The sequence below is a fragment of the Spirosoma horti genome (genome assembly GCF_054776595.1).
In genome coordinates this window covers 245,748-265,596 of the sequence record NZ_BAAHBQ010000007.1, presented here as the reverse complement: position 1 = coordinate 265,596, position 19,849 = coordinate 245,748, and the positions used below count along the sequence as shown (strand labels likewise).

The window sequence follows — 19,849 nt, the reverse complement described above, 5'->3', positions numbered from 1 at the left end:
ATTAATAAACTACTTCCTTACGTGTAAAATTATGGCGCTCTTTTAGGGGTCTGGCGGGGTTGCCACCGTATACTGTCCACGGGTCAAGGCTTTTCGATGTGAGTGCAGCCGCCCCCAGTACGCTTCCCTCCCGGCAATGTACCCCCGGTAATACAATCGCTCTGGCGCAAACCCAGGCGTAAGGGCCAATGGTAATCTTACTTTTTAAATAGGTGAATTCGGCACTGTTGTAGTTATGCGTTGCACCACACAAGTAAGCGTCCTGGGAAAGGATGGCATGGTGGCCCAGATAGATTCCTCCGGGATTGTAGATCTCAACGCCGGAACCAATCGTAACAACATCTTCTGTTTCCAATAGCCAGGGTGCCCATATTTTGCACGTGGGATAAATGAAATTTGTCTGGCCGATTTTAGCGCCAAACTGCCGTAAAACCCAGATGCGCCAGGCATGCATCGGGTTAGGCGTCCACTGGCAGAGTAAACGCCAGGTAACACCCCACAACAGCCGACGCAGTTTATTACGGATCGAAAATGAAGGCCGCAGATAAGGATCTGGACTCAAATAGATATGACTTGATACCATAGATGTACCCTGTTTATACTTTTTTTACTAAATTCCTAAGCCTTCGTAGTCGTGAGTATTGGTAATAATTGTTCATAGTTTTATGATTTTTTAGGTGAGTGTTTGCCAGATTTAAGTATGTAAAACGGATACGGGTGAATTTCTTTGAAGGCTATTAATTGTTATTTATGTTTTTATTTTGAGACACAGGTACAACGAAATCAAGCCTCTGATTCCAAAACGGAATAGTTTCGGGCCGAGGATTTGTAGTTTATTTTTGTTGAAAGTTTGGCAAAAGGATTTTCGAAAATAGTATAGAACAGCCAGGCTAAGGATGTCGTCACTAAAATGGTCAGTAGGAAAAGTATCCATTTGTTAGCTGGAGAAAAATAGGGATTGAGTAAGTTGATAAACTTAATGCCAAGAGGAAAGTGAATCAGGTATAAGGAATAGGATATTTCACCCACGAAATTTATAGTCTTTCCTATAGAGCCCTGGTACCATAGAATAAAACCGATTGTGGCTGATGCAACGAGCGCTTCTGTAACTCCATACAAGGCATAGGTCAATGGAAGTAGGATTACTAACGCAATTGTGTTAAATACGTTTGAGCCTTGGTTTGTGTAGATCATGAACCCGATAACGCCAATCAAAAAATACACGATATACGCGAAAAAAAGTATGTATTCTGCTACTTGTGACTGGCCAACCAGTATGAGAATGGGCGTAAGAATGAGAATGTAGGCTTTAGGGAATTTTATAATTATGGTATAGAATAAACCGATGAAAAGGTAATATTCTGCTTCGACGGCCAGCGTCCAGAAAACAGGATTATCGTCAGGGAAATGAAAATAGAATAGACTGGCAATAATTGATTCAACTGTTTCGGGATAATGTATGCCGCGTATTTTATACGAGAAAAGACTTATTAATAAAGTAAGAACCAGGGCTGCGAGGTAAGGTGGATGCAAACGGAGAAGCCGTTTCAGGAGAAAGCGAAAATAATGCGTTATTGAATACCGGGCCATGTATAAACTTAAGGGTATAACGAAGCCGGATACGACAAAAAATATTTGAACGCCGTATTTTCCATAATCGTAGAAGAAGACAAATAAACTGTTATAGGCATTTTCAGCGTATAGCGGATACCCAAAATGGCAGAAGCATACAGCAATTACGGCTATAGCTCTTAAGAGTATCAGGCTGTCAAGTTTATGTCGTTTCATAATAAGAATCCATGTAGGATTTATAAGTACGGGCTTTAACTACTGGCAGTTCGTAGCATAGGGAAGATACGGTTGCAAAAAATCTGTTATTAAGTACTGAATACGTCAATCAGGTTTTGCGTGGTGGGTACTATTGAAAATTTTTTCTGAAACGTTTTCAGGGCATTTTTACTCATTTGTTGTTTCTCCTCCATGGATAGATCCAGCCACTTTTGTACTATTTGATAGACGCCGTCAACGGAATCAGGCGCTACAAAACCACTACCTGACCGGTCAATTTCCCGCCAGATATTTACCTGATTCGAGATCAGGACGGGTTTGCCACAAGCCAGTGCTTCGACGACGGCAATACCAAAATTTTCCTGATGGCTCGGTAGCACGAAAGCCTCGCACCCATAAAAGGCCCCCCATTTAGCATCGCCACTGAGCATGTCGACAAAGGAAATGGCGGATTCATGCGCTTGATCCGCCTGAGCCAACTGCTGAACAGCCTGCCCGTAGGGTGTATCCAGACCGGGGCCCGCAATGAGGAGTTTAGGTATGCGCATCTCTGCATCACTCATGGCTTCATGTTGAGAAACGCTTACCTCGGCGGTGGCATAGGTCTGGACCACTTGCTGGTAGGCTTTCACTAACATGTCGACTCCTTTTTTCTGATTAATACGGCTCAGAAACAGGATGTAGGGTGTATTGGTCAGCTCCGGACATTTCTCAAGGAAAGCTTTCCGCATGGCGGGCGTGTATGCGGGCGGCTCCTCGACCCCCAGGCCAACGACGGCCTCCGATTTCGGTTTGTAGGGTCGGAAGGGCTCGCGAGCGAGTTGCTGTTCCTCTTCGCAGGTGAATAATAAGCCTTCCGCGTCATTAATAACTTTATTTTCAATTAGTTGCCAATAAAGCCAATTGCGAAGAGCCTTCATTTTTCTGCCTGGTGCCTGTTGAAAATAAGGGTCCAACATACCATGCGGCATGATAAAGACTTTCGGCTGCGCTTCGTTTCCTGACTGGCTCCGGCAGGTCTGAATAGCTTTCCGCAACGCATAGCCATGGTAAAGCCACAGGCCATGAAGTAAGACAATATCGAATCGATGAAGGTTATCGACTAGCCAGGGCCTGAACCTGGTGCCGTAAGACCAGGGTGTTTTTGCCGGGCCCAGCATGTGAATGAGCACCGGCTCGTTTCGCAGAAAAGGTGCCCCAGGACTATCCAGACCTGCGACTTCGTTGTATATCCCTTGTTTCGAAAGCTCGGTACACATTGTTCGGACAGCCTGGCTAACACCGCCCAGGTTTGGATTCATGCCGGAAATGACATGGAGAATTCTCATGGATGGAGGAGTGCTTTAGGAGCCAGTAGGGTTCACGGATACTGTAGAGGATGACGTTGTATTCAGGCTAAAAAGCCAGTCTGTTCCCGGATCGAAATGGTTTCCAGTATAGCCTCCTTCACTTCGCTGACGGTGATCGAGAGGATACATTTCTTCTGCTTCTCAATACATACTTCAAGGCCGCAACCGGCGCACTCCGTTTGGTGATAAATAATTCGGTTTTTGGCTCCTCGGGGAAACCACCGGCCAGGCAGGTTTCTCGCCGAAAAAATGCCGATACAAGGCGTTCCAACGCAGGCGGCCAGATGCATGGGGCCACTATCATGGCCAACAAAAACACTGGCCCGTTTTAAAACAGCGGCTGAGACCCTGGGCGTTAGCTTTCCACAGAGATTCAGGCCTTTGCCCCCCCAGGCTTCCAGAAGACTAGCTGACCGTTCAGCTTCTTCAGCGGCCCCGATCAATACCAATCGCCAGCTTGGTAAGGATGTTCGAAGCTGGTTGACGAGCTGAGTCCAGTTGTGTGCCTCCCAATCATTGGCCTGATTTTTTGTGCCAATGCTGACGGCCAGGATTGGGGTTCGGGCTGGAATAGTGTACAGGGCCTGTTCAGCGAATTGAAGCTCTAAAGCCGTAAGCCGAAGGTCCCAATATCGGTTTTCTTCGAGCGCAACAGCGCCCAGCGCCTTCACCTGTCGAGCTAATCGGACAGCTTCCCATTCGGGTTCTTCAGAACCATTGGCAGCCGTATCACTAGTTTGGTCGGCGAAACCGATGAACTGGCTAATGCCGGCCGTTTTGAAGAAAAACCGGTCACGTTTGATCGCTAGTTGCGATCTGGTCGACATCAGACTAACGACTGTATCGATTTTTAGGGATCGTATTTTCCAGATCAAATCGGCAAAAACAAACGGGTTTCTGGTGCCAACCGGATAATTCATTACCCTGTCGAAAAAATAATCTTTTCCTAAAACGGTTTCCAATGGTGCTGCTTTTGTTGCAACCGGACGGTTGGTGAGCAAGGTTAGATCGGCATGTGGAAAAGACTCTTTTACCTTGTGAAAACAAGGGAGCGCCATCACTGTATCACCTAAACTGCCAAGTCTATAAATAAGAACTTTATTTCCCATCTCTTTCATAATAGAGGTTGTATCGTATCGACGAAAAATTAATATGTCCAGAATTTTCTTTTGCCTATTTATCCAAAGCTTGTTTGGTTTAAGATGGACTGGGAAAATATATTTTTTCTGGATATGTATTTCTTACTTTAGGATTGATTTGGCTACTTTTTCCTTTAATAATCTTGTCTAGTAATCGTGTTGAATGATAAAATAAAAAATAGAGCAGTATTATCTGTATCCACCCACGTAGCAGGAATGTACCGATGCCTTCAACGCTTTCGATCGTTAGAAAACGGAATATATCTGTCAATACCAGTAAGCCGCATAAGCTAAAGGTTATTGGCGTTGGTTTTGATGAGAAAAATCGAGACTTTTTTCTTATTGAAAACTTGTCGTATAGGATGAAGATAGGGATAATGCCAATGCCTAAAATGGCTAAATACCACCAGCCAAAGGCTGCCATGCTTACGCCCGAGAGATGTCCCGTGCGAAAGCCACCAATAGCCCATGGATTGCCTGTAACTTTGTAATGGAAATAATCACCGAATGAGCCGGAGCTGACAAAACCTTTATCTACGTTTATGCCCAACGTTTGTAGAAAAGGGAGCGGCAATATGGCAAAGAAATGATCAATGGTATAGTTCAGCATATCCGAGTCTGGATTGCTTACCTTCGATGCCATAATCAAGCTTAAATCATTGTATTTAAGGTTAGAAAACCTAGCCAGGAAAATATTATCCATGTAATATTCGTCCCAGAATCGATTCTCGGCAACATCGTTGCCCATTAGGCGAAATAACCGGATTCCTTCTTTGTCAAAGAAATTAACAAACGTTCGCTCAAGAAGCTCCGTGTATGTGATATTATGACGATCGTCTCGGACCATAACCATAGCCGTGCTAATGTCGGCTACGGGGCCTGTAATAATCCATAAACTTATGCTGGCAGTTAAGACGTTTTTTAATGTAAAAAACCGGGGCTTGAAATAGTCGATCAACAGGCCTAATCCATAAGCAAAACTAATAGACGTAAAGCCGACTATAAATCCAGTGCGGTTATTACGGGCAATACTGACGACAAACAGGAAGAGTGTAAATAAAAGTAAAAGAATCGTCGTTTTTTTTGTGATTGTTTCTTTATTGCCATATAGCTTTCCAACGGGGATAAAATAAGGCGCATACGAAAATGGAATTAAGGCCTGAATAAATTTGTCGGAGGCAGCCCCCGTTGGTGACCACCCGACGGGGGTGTATATATAGCTATAAAATGTAGCGGCAACGCCCATCATACCCATCAGCCATAATTGAAGGTTAGTCGGCGGGCTAAAAAAGCCAACTTTATTCAAGATAGAATTCGTTCGATTAATAGTTTTTTTGAAGACTAACTGATAAAAAATGTGCGCCAGGACAATTACGAAGAGGGAGGCCATTGAATGTAGGAATACATCGTAGGGCCGTTCCAGATTGAAAATAATGGGCTTGCCTTCAATAAGTGTGAACAGTAAGGGAAAGTAAAATTGGGTCGAGGCAAACCCCAGGACTAAAATGGTGGACAGAGGATAGTTCAATAAGACGCTCGAACGCAAAAAGACTTTTGTCGTAATGGCCCAGGCTATCAGTACACAGATGACGGCTACCCAGTTGGCAGTAACCTGAAAAAGAATGCACTGCAGGATAGAGGCTATGATAAGTGCAATCCAGGACCACCTCGCCACAACAAAAACAAACTTTTCTGTTGCTCTCGGAGCGAACGGGTCCTGTTCCGGGTGTGCCATTGGTCGTGCATATGTATCAGGTATCTGCGGAGTCATGCTACTTAACGGTTAAAGTCTTGGATAGCGGGAGACAGGCTGTTTAAAGAAAAATGATCAAAGAGAAGTACGCTTTCCGGTCAGGGATTAGTCCGACAATTGATCGACGGGCTGCATTTTTCGTACACCCGGTAAATTCATCAGGAGTTTTCGAATACGGTCTGTTGCAAACGAGGGTAGGATTTGCCAATACCGCCAGAAATTCCAGGAAAACAGAACGATAGCCGCCACGAGTATCATCCACTTCATTTGGGGAAATTGTGTCATGGCGCCCATAGCAAGGGCAGCGATCCAAATCGCCGTGACTGCTATACGGAATGGCTGTGTAGGCCACCGCAAGTCATTATTTTCCAGCCAGCGTTCGGCTACTGTTTTATACCCAATGGCAGCAGCTATTTCGGCCAGCAATAAGGCAACACCCGCGCCCAGTATGCCATTGTCCGGTACCAGAATAAAGAGTCCGGCAACCACAATAAAAGCTGCCAGGGCTGGAAGCACAACCTGGGGCTTCAGCATATTATTGCCGATCACGACTGCCATGGCCGGTTGTGCTACGGCATAAACCAGGATAGCCAGTGAAAGTATAGCAAATAATAACGGGTCGAAAGGGACCTGCCCACGAGTCCAGATCGTATAAAGCGGCTCAACAACGGCCTGTAAGACAACGATGGCTGGTGCAATAAGCGCGACTACCATGATCCAGATGATGCCAAACGAGGCATCTACCCGGTCCTGGTCGCGCTGGTGTAAAAAACGTACCAGCTCGGGCATGAGCGGATTCGTGATGGTTCTCAGCCCCTGCAAGGCTACATTGGCTCCCGTACGCATGGTTGAGAAGGCGACCAGTCCGGTAGCACCGGCTAAGGGGGCCAGAAAAAGCCGTACGCCCTGTTGGCGGACATTTTCAAGCAGCACTTTTCCAAATATGGCCAGTGAACGGACGAAGTTATACGATCCTAATTTCCAGGATGGCTTACTGAATCGGATCTTTTCTTTGCGGGCTAAAAAATACAAATCTATATAGATCGGAATATTAAATAGGGTTATTGCGCAGGCTGTTATTAATCCGGTTGTTAATAGATCAGCCCCCAAAATCACGGCTGTAATCGGTGCAGCAGAATTTACGATCGCGGTTAGAAAATTCCACCAGAACATGCGTGGAGAATGCCCATAAGGAGCCAGTGCTCGAAAAAAGATACCTGCTATACCAAAAACGGGCCAGGTAAAACTCTGAAACAATAAAACAAGGCCAGCGTCATGAATAAGGGTAGAATCTGTATTCTTTGATTTACTAATTAGAAAAGCTAATGCATCTGTATTGAGTAAAATAATAATTAACAGAACTTCGGCCAGATTGATGAGTATATTAATGGATATTCCTGACCATAAATAATTGCTCAGTTCATGATTATTATTTTTTCCTATTCGTAAAAATTCATATCCAAGAAATTCCTGGTGGCCAAAGTCTACTATTGATAAGATACTGATCATTGCATAGGTAGATAACCAGACACCATACGTGACAACATTCCAGTGGGATAAATAAATTGGAACCAGCGCTATCTGCGATACCATGGTGACCGCAATCTGTGCCCAGGATGCTGCACTGCCAGATATTACCCGTGATGCTGTAGACATAAATGAGTCAATTGAATTAAATAATAGGCGTCTCGTTACTGTAGATTTTCCTGTCCATAAGTTGATAATTGAGCCGGAATTTTGATGGATCGTGTACAATAAATTATTACCAGGCATTTTTATCACCTTTAAGCATTTCCGTTACAGTCCACCAACAAATTTTCAAGTCGAGAAGTAATGTGTATTTTTTAATGTAAAATAGGTCGTACTGTAAGCGATGGTGAATTTTAACAAATTTATCCGTAATGCCGCGTGAGCCCCGGACCTGCGCTAAACCAGTAATTCCGGGTAAGGTCGCATAACGATTATGATAGCCTTTCAGAACGCCCCAATAGTTTGCATCATGCTCAACGGCATGTGGTCTGGGTCCGACAACGCTCATATTGCCGAGCAGTACATTTAAGAATTGTGGCATCTCATCTATATTCGTCTTTCTTAAGAATTTTCCGATGCGTGTTACGCGATCGTCATCTTTTATAGCCTGCTTAAAAACAGCATTACGGTCATAGGCCATCGTTCTGAATTTAAAGCAGGAAAACGGTCTGCCATTTCGCCCCGTCCGCAGTTGAATAAAGAAGACAGGCCCTCGTGATTCCAGCTTAATAAGAAGGCCAACCAGTGGAATTAACCATATCAGAATTGATATCGTCATGAGGCTGGCTAACGACAGATCAAATAAGCGTTTGTAGAGACTGATATGTTTTTTTTTGCTAAACAACATGTCAGTCTCTACTTCCTGCTGAAAAGTTTTGACGTTAATAGAAGTTAACATAGTGGATATGTTTTATTATGAGAATACCTTATCGAATTATCACCGGCTACGTTATCAGGATAATATCCATTTTTTTCGGCTTTGCTTTCCGTATACGTAGTCTTCGCTGTAGTTATTGCTGTATTGATAAGCGTCGCTGCCGTCAACAGCATTCAGGATTATATTCAATCGGGGGAACCGATTATCCATATGTAGTTTATCAATCATTCGGAGATGATTCTTGGGCGTGACATTATGACGAACCATAAAGAACGTAGTATCAACCAATGGCGCAATTATTCGCGCATCTGAAACGAGCCCGACAGGCGGTGTATCAATAATTGTATAGTCAAATCGTTCACGAAGCTCCGCAATTAATTGGGCTAGCCGTGGACTGCTCAATAATTCGGAAGGATTAATGGGTATATTTCCACTGGTAACGACATAATAATTGGTGCTCCCGGGAACAGGTGTCAGAACATCGTCAAGAGTGGCTTCTCCCTGTAAATAATCGCTAATACCTATTGTATTAATGAGACCAAAAACTTTATGGAGTTTAGGGGCTCTCAAATCCATATCCAGGATGACGGTTGGTTTATTGACATAAGCCAGACTCATGCCTAAATTGATTGAAACAAATGACTTTCCTTCTCCACTAATGCTCGATGTAAAGAGTAGCACCTGGCTTTCGGTAGCTTCATTCCTTAGCGAGGGTAGACAGGCACGCAATGTTCTAATTTGCTCAGCAATAACGGATTGCCCTTTTGGCGTAATGACCAGGGAGCCTTTCTGCCGTTTTCTTACCAGCTCGCCAAGAATTGGTACTTGTGTAACTTCTTCAACGTCGACCCGGCGCGTTACCCGGTTATTTAAGGCGTCATTACTGGCCACTACAGCAACCGGTATAACGAGTCCTAAAAGGCTGAACAAGGCATAAATAATTGATTTATTTGGTCTAACCGGGTCGTCTTCACTCAAGGCCGTATCGATGGTACGTGTATCAGCCATTGTCGAGGCAAAAGCGACGGCTGTTTCTTCACGTTTCTGGAGCAAGTACGTATACAAACTATTTTTTATAGCTTGTTGTCGGGTAATGTCCATAAGTACTCGTTCTTTCTGCGGAATTGTCCGGATAGCGCCTTCAACTGAACCATTTTTATCGACATATTGGCGTTGCGTACTCAGCAGCATATCCTTCATGGTACGAATCGTACTCGCCATATTATTTTTAGTTAATCTGATTTGGCTATCGACCGCTTCCAGAAGTGGATTTAATTCTGAAGTCGTATGCAGAAGATGATCCCGTTGCTGTTCAAGCTGTGTCAGGTTACTGATAAGGCTCAATAGAACCGGGTCGCTCAAACCAACTACAGCTGGCGTACTTCCTTTGGTGTCGCTTTTACCTTCTATATATTTTTGCAGATCATTCAGTGTAGCCAGCTGAATTTGTACCTGATTCATTAAGGCATCATTTTGTTGTACAGTTTGCAGAAATGTTTGCGCTTGTACACTCAGGTCCGTAATACCCTGATGTGATTTATATTGTTCTACATTTTTCTCGGCCGAGGCCAATTCTCCCGATACTATATTGAGCCGGTCTTCAATAAATTTCAATGTGCTGGCCGCTACTTTATTTTTATCCATTATAGCGGCCTCATTATATTCTCTTATTAGCTGGTTTAAGATAGCTTCTCCTTTGGCTGGTACGGCATCTTCGAGTGAAAGCAGGATTACCGTTGACCCTTTTCCGGTAGGAATTGCATGGAGATTAGTCAGGTAATTTTTGACAGAAGTAGCTCGTTTTGTTACCTGGATAAAATAGGGATTTGAGCTGTCAACGGGTTGCTTTTGGGTTATTATTTTTAACCGGCCATAGGGTGTTTCTATCGCGTGGTTTACCGGATAAACCTGTTCATTTATTTTTACTGCTTTATTACTCAGTACGAATACTTCCAGTGGCTTTTTATATAGCTCAGCTTTTCCTGACTCAACGATTAATTCAATTGGCGAATCTGTATAAATCTCCCGCTTGCCGAAGGTGGTGTTCTGAAAGTAACGTACATCTAAATGAAGTTTTTCTGCAACCCGATTCATAAGGGTGAACGAGCGTAGAATTTCAATTTCGTTTTCAACAACCTGCTTATGAGCAAATACGCCTAATTCTTTTAATGAACTGGATTGTTCACTTCCCTTTTGTTGGTCCTGAACGAGTAAACTAGCTTGTATTTTATATATTGGTTGTTTATTTGATAAATATATATGGCCAATAGTAAGCATTAGTGTCGTAGATAGGAGAAACCAGGGCCATAGTTTACTATACTTTGATAGCAATGCCCTAATATTTAAACCATCTGATTCGACTAATTGATGTTGAGTGTACGTATACGTATTAGCTGACATAATCTGAAAGGTTTTAAATTATTGTTGGTATGAATACTGTATTGATGTTCATTGCTGATTAGAAAACGTAATCACAAACTAGAAAGGATAAAGTAGCTACTTATTAAAAATAAGCACACAATGTCCTGAGCAATTCTTTATTGATAATCGCTTATTGTATGTAATTTCTGCCAACAAATGCTACAGATGGGCAGGCAAAAATTACTGACTAAATTCAGTAAGTGTATGTAGACAGTCCGGAACTGATTAACTGGTTTGGGTTCTAAGTTTATAATTTTAGCCAAGGTGATAGCGAAAAAGCTAGTCATCCTGCGCAAAAACCTTATTGCCGGCTGTTTTATCGTTTACTATATTGAATCGTAAAGCCTAAGCTATACTTCGTTGAGTCTGTTTGCTCTTATACGCGTTAACAAACAGCTCAAAGCGTATTATCAGACGAATAATTGGTAAGTGGGTTATTGAAATAACACTATGAAGGTAAAGAGCTTTTTATAATGTTAAAAGCTGTAAGTGTATGATATGAATTGGTTTATTATTTCTAAGTTTCAGACCTTGCGTTATTTGGTACCATATATTTTGTTTAAGTTTATTTTTATGGGAAATAAGAAAATAATCACTTGTACTTTTTTAGGTGCTAGTATGAATATTCCTCATTATCACCACTGAATAGATAACCCCGGCTTTTGAGCTTCTATGTAGGGATAAGAAGATTGTTTTAAAACAGGATTCAATATTATTTACTGGCTTGATAAGTTATAGCGTACCACAAATTGTATATTTATTAGTATAGTCGATAGGTAGTCTTATTGTGTACGAGTGATTCGCCAGTTACTGGCTTGGTCGCTTTGTAGATAGTGAAATTTAAATTTAATGAAGAAGATAAGAGAAGTTTGTAGGCTCACGGTCAAAATTCCTACCCAGAATGGCCCTTTACGAGCGTTATTATAAAAGTCAACACTTGTTTACTAGGTTGATGCCTATATAGCGAATAAAGAGATCGTTACTGGTCACCGATTACTTTTTTGCTTTTTACAAGTTTGTACTTGCCAAAATACATACTTCGTTCGGGAAGTACGTATTTTGTAGCAAACCGTAATGGCCTTAGATTATCTATATGAAGAAAAGCCCCTTTGTGCCCGGCCCCTGGACAATCCTGTTTTCGATTGTAATTATCGTCTTCGTGCTGCTTGTTATCTGGCTGGTGGGACTAATCTTTTAAGTGCCTGCCAGCAACTGCTGCGCTGTTTTTGACGAACGGGGCGGTGAGAGTAGGCTATACTAAACAGACCGGTGACGAACGCAAACAAATGGCCAATGGGCTATAAGCAAGAAAGCCATGATCAATACGATCATGGCTTTCTTGTTTACACACAACATAGTTACCGAGCAACGAACTTCCGGCATCAACCTAACTTTATAGGTTACCGTTGATTTTCGGTTGTGCTGAATTAAGGCTTCGGCTCGCCTGCCGATGAACTACCACTCGACGCTGCCAACGAGTTTATCCAAGCCGCTATCTTCAAGGCATCTGCTTTGGGAACCTGTGGCATGGGCGGCATTTCGGTAGCGTAGTCGGGCCAGTTGGTTGGCTTTGGATTGTAGATCAAATTCAGAATCTGATCGTTGGTGTATTTACGTTTCGCTACATCGGCGAAAGCCGGGCCAACCTGCCGTTTATTGGCCTGGTGGCAGGCCGCACAGGTGTGGCGGTTAAGAAGGCCTTTTACCTCATCGTAGGTCGGCGCTTTGGCCATTGTGACGGCCTGACCTTCAACCAGTTTAGGTTTAGCACCCGTAACGGGTTTTGCTCCCGCTTTGGCAGGAGTTGCTTTCTTGCCCGTTTCAGCCGCAGCTGGAGTTGCCGGAGTAGCCGCCGAATTTCGGGTGCTTACGTCACTTAAGGCTAATTTTTCACCCTCGGGGATGTTGTTCAGCGTGTAGTAGGCAATTGGGTGAACCAGCGAATAAGAGCCTTCGGCGCCCCGAACGCCATCCAGCGTTAACTGATGGATGTAGTATTTACGTAAGTCGCCCACAATGATTCGGGCTTTCAGCCCATCTGCCGAAACCTTTACGCCTTTCAGGGGTAATGCTTCTTTATTGATCGTCGGGCTGCCGTATACCGCGTGGTATTTATACAGGAAACTCTCGACGCGATACGATGCCAGATCCTCAGCCGATTTCCGATCGACGGGTTTTGTGAATTCGACTTCGAACCCATCGGGCATGGCCTTCACCGTACGCATTTCGAAGGGAATCGCGCCATTCCAGGCTACGCGTTGCAAGCCCTCGTTAGCTTCACCGGCTGATCCCCAGCCCCGGTTGGTTTCACCAACGAACAAGGAGCCATCTTTTGCAAAGGCCATCCGTAATACACCCGACCGGAATCCATTGCGGAATTCAATGGCACCGCCCTGATACTCGCCGTTTACTTTTTCCATAAATACCCGCGAGATCTTGCTCATGCCCTGATCGCCAACCAGCAGTTGACCCGAGAATGGACCAAAAGCACCTTGCGGAATTTCTACGATTTCTGAGTTCGAAATGCCCAGAATGCCGTGGGGTAACCAAACGGCGGGCGTCTGTACATCCACGTTCGGAAACATTTCTTTCAATCCATAGAGCAGGGTAGGTGTCTCGTTCACGACGTTCTCGGGTTTGATAGCCCGGCCGTTTTCATCCCGACGACGGCGTTCGTCGATCTTGGCCACAAACTGTTCGGTTGTGAATTTAACGGGTGAGTTGGCTAGCCCCGTCCAGCGTAAACCCGCCGGATGGCCCGTAAACGAGCCTTTCTTGACGTGGAAAACACCCCCCGAGCCCATCCATTCGCCCTGGTTGTCGGTGTAGAAAAGTTCACCTTCGTAAATACCCAGCCCGCAGGGAGAGCGCATACCGGTTGCCCAGGGTTGCATCGTCCCATTTTCGCTGATCTTCATCGTCCAGCCCCGCCAGGGGACGCGGCTCTCACCCCGCCACCATTCTTCATCGCCGAAGGCCACATTGCCTGTTACAAAGAACTGGCCATCGGGCGCAATCTTCGGACCGAAGCTGTACTCGTGGTAATGACCCGATAACGGCCAGGCGTAAACGGTTTCGAAAATGTCGGCTTTCCCGTTTTTGTCGGAGTCGATCATTTTAGTGAGTTCGCCACGCTGAGCGCAGTAAAAGGCGCCGTCTTTGTAGGTAAGACCCAGAATTTCGTGCAGACCCGAAGCAAATTTGCGGAAGAACGGCTTGCGGCTGGTCGGGTTTTCAACAATCCAGACGTCGCCCCGGCGGGTAGCTACACCCAGGCTCCCGTCGGGCAGTACGGTCATGCCGCCCACTTCGAGCAGCGTACCTTCGGGCGCCGACACTTTCAGAATCTTGAAAAAATCTTCTTCCTTCGGCGATTCCTGAGCCAAAGCAACCGTCAACGTGGCGGCTGTTAGAAGCGTGGTTAGTATTTTTTTCATTCTCTTTAAAACAAGATTGAGTAGGTCACTTTTCCTTTCACCGGAACGATCAGTTCCTGGCGGCCGTTGGCATCCCGAATGGTTGGTTTCGCGCCGGAGGCATCGTCAATACGGACATATTCCTGACCGTCTACCAGATACAGACCGCCTTCCATGGGCGTAATGGTTGATCCGCTAATGAGCCGGGCGTATAAGTCGCTGGCTGGATTGGTGATGGTCACTTCACGTTGAACGCCTTTTCCTTCGGGTAACACCCGAATTTTGTCGTTAATCGATGAGCCAAAGCTCTGATAGCGAAATGTGGGTAGATCGCTTTCGTCCAGCACGTACCCTTTTGGGCGGTAACTGGAACCGGTGGTATCGGCAATCCAGTTGGCTTGTGGCGACGCCAGCTTGCTCAGGAAAAGTACCGGCGCACCCAACCGTTGAACCATGCCCATTGGTCGGGATGAACCATCGCCCCGATCATGCCACATGGGTGTAGCGTCCAGAAACGAACCCCGCCAAACCTGTACCAGGGCACCTTTGTCCAGATCATACGTATAATGCACTTGCTCGGGGCTGCCAACGGAGATCGCGTGCACCACGCGGAGCGTACGTCCCTGCGTATTCTTCTCGCCGGGCATATCCATAAAGCTGCGGAGAACCGTGTTATTGGGTGCATCAATGATAATTGGGTCGACCTCTTCGCCATTGCTACCGGCTCCTTCGCTGATAACAAACTCGCGCACACCGGGTCCGGCAACGGTCAGGCCGAGGGCGGGCTGGGCCCAATCCACAAATTTGGCGTAAAAGAGTTCGAAAGGCAGATCGCCTTTGGGCAGGGTCGCTCTGCCGCTGCCATTCCACCCCCCTGGCGTCACCACCGACTGGTTATTGATCTTGAGCATACCTCCGCCCCCCGGTACGCCGAGGTTGAACCGATACTCGCCGGGTTCGGCCACGCGCAGCGTACCCGAGTACCGAATCAAAAACTCGTTCGGAATTCGGCTGACCGAGGCCGAAAGAACCTTGGTCGCTCCTTCCGATTCGGGAGCGGTTTTGTCATAATCGGGTTCCTTTTCGTATTTGCCCTTGTAAACTGCGTATTTAAGGTTCAGCAGTTCAGGGCGGGGTTTGTCGTAGGCAACGTAGCGGATATTCCGAAACGCCACTGCGCCATGATCACCCTGAAAGCGGAGTGGTCCAAGCGGTTTCTCATCCGCAAATGCCGAGCCACGAGTAGGGCCCGTCAGTTCAACATCCTCCTGGATGGGAACCCCGTTCAGTTCTATTCGGATCACACGCCCATTTTCAGTTTTTTGCGGTACCCCGCCGGACCCATTTGTATTGAAGCGTGGTGCCTGGAATGAGATTTTCATGTGTTGCCATAAGCCCGGTGCGCGGCTGGCGTTCTGACGGGCTGCGTGGCCTTCGTAGCCTTTCTGGCCTTCGGGGCGTTTATCGTCCCAGCGTTCATAAACAGCCCCATTATCATGCACGTTTGGCGTACGAATATCCCAGCTATCGCGTAACTGAATTTCGTAACGGCCTTGCAGGTACACGCCCGAATTGGACTTCGACGCCATCATATAATCGAATTCCAGATCAACGTCGCCGTGCTGAAGTGTGGTGACCAGATCGTATTTGTAGGGGTTTTTGGCATCGGTCGGCATTTTTGCCAGAGGGACATTTACTAAAATACCGGAGCCTTTTTCAGTTGTAATCGTATTGGCTTTAGCCAGGTCAGCCCGAACGTTGCCAACAATGCGCCAGTTGTCGGTGGGGGAGGTAAACGCACTTAAGTCGTTGAGTGGAACGGTAATACCAGGCGCTGGCGCAGGTTGAGCGATTGCCAGCCCAATACCAACCGCCCAGCCTACGCCCATCGACCAGAAAAAACGGGTCGTACTAAGGGGGGTTATCATGAGATAAATAATGAAGTTTTGAGGACTGAAAGTTACATTTTTTCCATGTAAAAGACCGCAAATTGACATTTAACCTATCTTTGGGCGTTTTATAACCGGAATTCTTTAACCCGAATTTTTTTCATGAAAAACTTACCTGTATCGCTGGCCGTTTGCCTTAGCCTTGCCTTTACACATCAGGCGTTAGCCCAGCTTGAACCAACCAAACAAACGCCACAGTCTACCGAGATTTGGGAGCCGGTGCCGCCCGTTGTGACACCCGGTAATTTTTCGGCCAATACAAGCGGCACGACGCCCCCGTCTGATGCCGTTGTTCTTTTCGATGGTAAAAACACGGATCAATGGGTAGCAATCAAAGGCTATGCACCCGCCAACTGGGAAAAAACCAACGAAGGGCCGTTGAAATGGCCGGTAACGGATGGCGTGATGTACTCGACCAAAGGGTTTTCGGCTCGCTCAAAAAAGGAGTTTAATGATTTTCAACTCCACATCGAGTTCAAGACGCCCGAAAAAGTAGAGGGAAACAGCCAGGGTCGGGGCAATAGTGGCGTCTTCTTGCAGGGCCGTTATGAGCTGCAGGTACTCGACAACTACAACAACCCAACCTATGTGGACGGTATGGTCGGCTCGATCTACAAGCAGGCCATTCCGTTGGTAAACCCAAGTCGTAAACCCGGCGAGTGGCAATCCTACGATATCATTTATCAGGCGCCACGGTTTAACAAAGCCGGCATGATGCTCGATTACGCCTACGTAACGGTGTTACTGAATGGTATTCTGGTCCAAAATCACGCAGCAATTCGTGGTACGACGGAGTACATCGGTTATCCAAAAGTTCAGCCCCATGGCGCCGGTCCAATCCTGTTGCAGGATCACGGCAACCCGGTTGGTTTCCGCAATATCTGGGTCCGCGAGTTGTAAGACTTGTAAACACAGTCATTACCTGAACCTGTAAGGAAAGCCTCCGGTGAATACCGGGGGCTTTTTTTGTATACTTGTTGTCTAATTCTAAGCTTAGTCTATAGCCACTACGATGCGTCATTTTATTCTGTTCGTCCTTCTGCTTTTCATATCAACAGCCTGTTCCACAACCACCGTCTACATTGTGCGCCATGCCGAGAAACTCAACGAAACGGATACGACCGACCTGACACCGGCAGGCTATGCGCGGGCAACTGCGCTCGCCGAAACGCTGGCTAGTCGTGGAATCGACTCTATTTTCTCGACGCCCTACTACCGAACCCGCCAAACGGCTCAGGCATTAGCCACACGCATTGGTGTTCCGGTGACAGACTATCCGGCCAAGCCAACCGAAGCCATTGTGAATCGGGTCAACGTGATACGCCATAAAACCGTATTGGTGGTGGGACATAGCAATACGATCCTGGAAATTGCCAGAGGGCTTGGCGCGAAACCCACAATGGCTAAAATAGAATCGGGTGACTTCGACAATTTATTCCGGTTGCGCATTCATCATGGGCCGTTCCGGCACTCGGTGACCTTTTTCTCAAGCACCTACGGCCAGCCAACCGCTCCTTAATGGGCTACTGCTCCTGTTTAGTTACCGCTCCCAGAATGGCAGCTAGCGTATTTTATACACAAAAAGCGGTGATGAGGTTTTAAGCCTTATCACCGCTTTTTGCTTGTACCGGACAGCATCTTGCTGTCTGAGGGAAATCGTCAGTTATTTCGTGACTTGGTTTAGGGCCAGGCGACTCAGACAGCATCTTGCTGTCTGGTACAACGAGTACAACCCTTACTTGACCTGGTCGATTTACTTGGCCTGATCGGTGAAATCGACGACGGTAACTTCCGCCAGCCAAGGACCAACGATGCCGCCAAATGCTTTATGCGCCGGGTGAGGCAGGTAGGCATCGCGATCTTTCTCATTATCGAAGGTCAGGATGAACGCGTGTGTCAGGCCTTTGTTCAGGTTTTCAGGGCTGTTGTTTGTGCCCCATTTGAATCCTTTGATCTGGCTGATCTTCGAGGGCAATGCTTCGAATGCGGCCACAATTTCTTTTACTTTTTCGGCCGTTGTTTCAGGCTTGAACTTAAAGAGCACGATGTGCTGAACAGAGCTGCTTTTCATTTTTTTAACGGGTGGTTCGCCGGTTGGCGTGTGAGCATAGGCCGCGATCGTGAGCAACGAAAGAACGGCGATTGTGAACATATACTTCATACAGCGATCAGGGGTTTGAGCTATAAAGATAAAAAAAATGCCGCCCTACTATGAGCGGCATTATCTGAAGTGCCCGGCGAGCCGCCGGGCACTTCAGATTAAGCTAGTTTTACTTTCAGATTTTCGTCCAGTGCTTCCAGGAAGTCTTCGGTGTTCAGGTAATGCTCACCAGCAACTAACTTCGTACCAGAAGGGTAAGCCGACAGGGCCAGGTCTTTTGTCATTTTGCCGCTTTCGACCGTTTCAACGCAAACGGCTTCGAGGGCGTTGGCGAAATCGATGAGCGCCTGGTTGTCATCCAACTGACCACGGAAAGCCAGACCACGCGTCCAGGCGTAGATCGAAGCAATCGGGTTCGTCGATGTTTTGTTGCCTTTCTGATACTCGCGGTAGTGACGGGTAACCGTACCGTGAGCGGCTTCGGCTTCCATCGTTTTGCCATCGGGCGTAACCAGTACCGACGTCATCAGACCCAGTGAACCGAATCCTTGCGCTACGGTATCCGACTGAACGTCGCCATCGTAGTTTTTACAAGCCCAGACAAAGTTACCTTCCCATTTCAGAGCCGAGGCCACCATGTCATCGATCAGGCGGTGCTCGTAATGAACCTTACCGGCAAATTCAGTGTCGTAGATTTCCTGGAAAATATCCTTGAAACGACCGTCGTATTTTTTCAGGATCGTGTTCTTGGTCGAAAGGTATAACGGCCAGTTTTTCTGCATCGCCATGTTGAAACAGGCTTTGGCAAAACCACGGATCGATTCATCGAGGTTATACATACCCATGGCTACACCAGCGCCGGGGAAGTTGAATACGTCATATTCCAGCACCGTACCATCTTCGCCTTCGAACTTCATGGTCAGCTTCCCTTTGCCCGGTACCAGAAAATCGGTTGCGCGGTACTGGTCACCAAATGCGTGACGACCAACGATGATCGGGTATTTCCAGTTGGTTACTAGCCGTGGAACGTTATTCATCACGATAGGCTCGCGGAAAACGGTGCCATCCAAAATGTTGCGGATCGTGCCGTTCGGCGACTTCCACATCTGTTTCAGGTTGAACTCTTTAACGCGATCTTCGTCGGGGGTAATGGTTGCACATTTAATACCGACACCAAACTCTTTGATTGCGTTGGCTGCATCAATCGTTACCTGATCGTTGGTTTCATCGCGATACTCGATACCCAGGTCATAGTATTTAATGTCAACGTCAACGTAGGGCAGAATCAGCTTGTCTTTAATGAATTTCCAGATGATACGGGTCATTTCGTCGCCATCCAGTTCGACAACCGGATTTGCCACTTTAATTTTTTCCATTTGACTTGATTATAAACGATTGAAAACGATACGAAAACTTGACAGGGCCGCCTGCTCGGTGCAAAAGTAGTGAAAGCGGGGCAAGGGAGAAAATGAAAAGAAACAAGTCTGTGCCTGATTCCCATGCGGGTTCAGTGAATGCATAAGTCG

General features: G+C 46.3%; 14 protein-coding genes. 2 read left to right on the top strand and 12 right to left on the bottom strand.

Annotated features, from left to right (window positions below; translation table 11 throughout):
• Nucleotide 1: 1 nt before the first annotated feature.
• The 10 genes from ACYVAM_RS22695 to ACYVAM_RS22650 all read right to left on the bottom strand — a co-directional run bounded on the left by ACYVAM_RS22695 (nucleotide 2) and on the right by ACYVAM_RS22650 (nucleotide 16,201).
• The gene (locus tag ACYVAM_RS22695) at nucleotides 2–583 is read right to left on the bottom strand and encodes an LbetaH domain-containing protein (RefSeq protein ID WP_461071314.1); all 582 of its coding nucleotides are present in this window, start codon (nucleotides 581–583) and stop codon (nucleotides 2–4) included.
• A gap of 200 nt (nucleotides 584–783) precedes the next feature.
• Nucleotides 784–1,788: an acyltransferase family protein gene (locus ACYVAM_RS22690; protein WP_461071312.1), complete on the bottom strand. Its 1,005-nt coding sequence runs from the start codon at nucleotides 1,786–1,788 to the stop codon at nucleotides 784–786.
• Nucleotides 1,789–1,877: 89 nt separating this feature from the next.
• A complete protein-coding gene (locus ACYVAM_RS22685) occupies nucleotides 1,878–3,116 on the bottom strand; it encodes a glycosyltransferase (protein ID WP_461071310.1) in 1,239 nt (412 codons plus the stop codon).
• Nucleotides 3,117–3,178: 62 nt separating this feature from the next.
• Entirely contained in the window at nucleotides 3,179–4,255 is a 1,077-nt protein-coding gene (locus tag ACYVAM_RS22680) for a glycosyltransferase family 9 protein (RefSeq protein ID WP_461071308.1), read from the bottom strand.
• A 79-nt stretch (nucleotides 4,256–4,334) separates the two neighbouring features.
• Nucleotides 4,335–5,666 (bottom strand): hypothetical protein, encoded by a 1,332-nt coding sequence (locus ACYVAM_RS22675; protein WP_461071306.1) that lies wholly within the window; start codon nucleotides 5,664–5,666, stop codon nucleotides 4,335–4,337.
• Nucleotides 5,667–6,134: 468 nt separating this feature from the next.
• Nucleotides 6,135–7,685, bottom strand: a complete 1,551-nt coding sequence (locus ACYVAM_RS22670; protein ID WP_461071691.1) for a lipopolysaccharide biosynthesis protein — start codon at nucleotides 7,683–7,685, stop codon at nucleotides 6,135–6,137.
• Nucleotides 7,686–7,791: 106 nt separating this feature from the next.
• Nucleotides 7,792–8,457 (bottom strand): sugar transferase, encoded by a 666-nt coding sequence (locus tag ACYVAM_RS22665; protein WP_461071304.1) that lies wholly within the window; start codon nucleotides 8,455–8,457, stop codon nucleotides 7,792–7,794.
• Between the two features lie 54 nt (nucleotides 8,458–8,511).
• Nucleotides 8,512–10,836, bottom strand: coding sequence for a GumC family protein (locus tag ACYVAM_RS22660; RefSeq protein ID WP_461071302.1), 2,325 nt, complete (start codon nucleotides 10,834–10,836; stop codon nucleotides 8,512–8,514).
• 1,448 nt (nucleotides 10,837–12,284) lie between these two features.
• On the bottom strand, nucleotides 12,285–14,294 hold the full coding sequence (locus tag ACYVAM_RS22655) for a c-type cytochrome (RefSeq protein WP_461071300.1): 2,010 nt from the start codon (nucleotides 14,292–14,294) through the stop codon (nucleotides 12,285–12,287).
• A 5-nt stretch (nucleotides 14,295–14,299) separates the two neighbouring features.
• Nucleotides 14,300–16,201 carry a family 16 glycoside hydrolase gene (locus tag ACYVAM_RS22650; protein ID WP_461071298.1) on the bottom strand — a complete coding sequence of 634 codons (1,902 nt, stop codon included), beginning with the start codon at nucleotides 16,199–16,201 and terminating at the stop codon, nucleotides 14,300–14,302.
• Nucleotides 16,202–16,324: 123 nt separating this feature from the next.
• Between ACYVAM_RS22650 and ACYVAM_RS22645 the strand changes: the two genes are divergently transcribed.
• Nucleotides 16,325–17,122, top strand: coding sequence for a 3-keto-disaccharide hydrolase (locus ACYVAM_RS22645; protein ID WP_461071296.1), 798 nt, complete (start codon nucleotides 16,325–16,327; stop codon nucleotides 17,120–17,122).
• A 112-nt stretch (nucleotides 17,123–17,234) separates the two neighbouring features.
• Nucleotides 17,235–17,741, top strand: coding sequence for a SixA phosphatase family protein (locus ACYVAM_RS22640; RefSeq protein ID WP_461071294.1), 507 nt, complete (start codon nucleotides 17,235–17,237; stop codon nucleotides 17,739–17,741).
• A gap of 234 nt (nucleotides 17,742–17,975) precedes the next feature.
• On the opposite strand, the gene ACYVAM_RS22635 is transcribed toward ACYVAM_RS22640, so the two are convergent.
• Nucleotides 17,976–18,383, bottom strand: coding sequence for a Dabb family protein (locus tag ACYVAM_RS22635; RefSeq protein ID WP_461071292.1), 408 nt, complete (start codon nucleotides 18,381–18,383; stop codon nucleotides 17,976–17,978).
• Nucleotides 18,384–18,481: 98 nt separating this feature from the next.
• On the bottom strand, nucleotides 18,482–19,699 hold the full coding sequence (locus ACYVAM_RS22630; RefSeq protein WP_461071290.1) for an NADP-dependent isocitrate dehydrogenase: 1,218 nt from the start codon (nucleotides 19,697–19,699) through the stop codon (nucleotides 18,482–18,484).
• Between the last annotated feature and the right edge of the window lie 150 nt (nucleotides 19,700–19,849).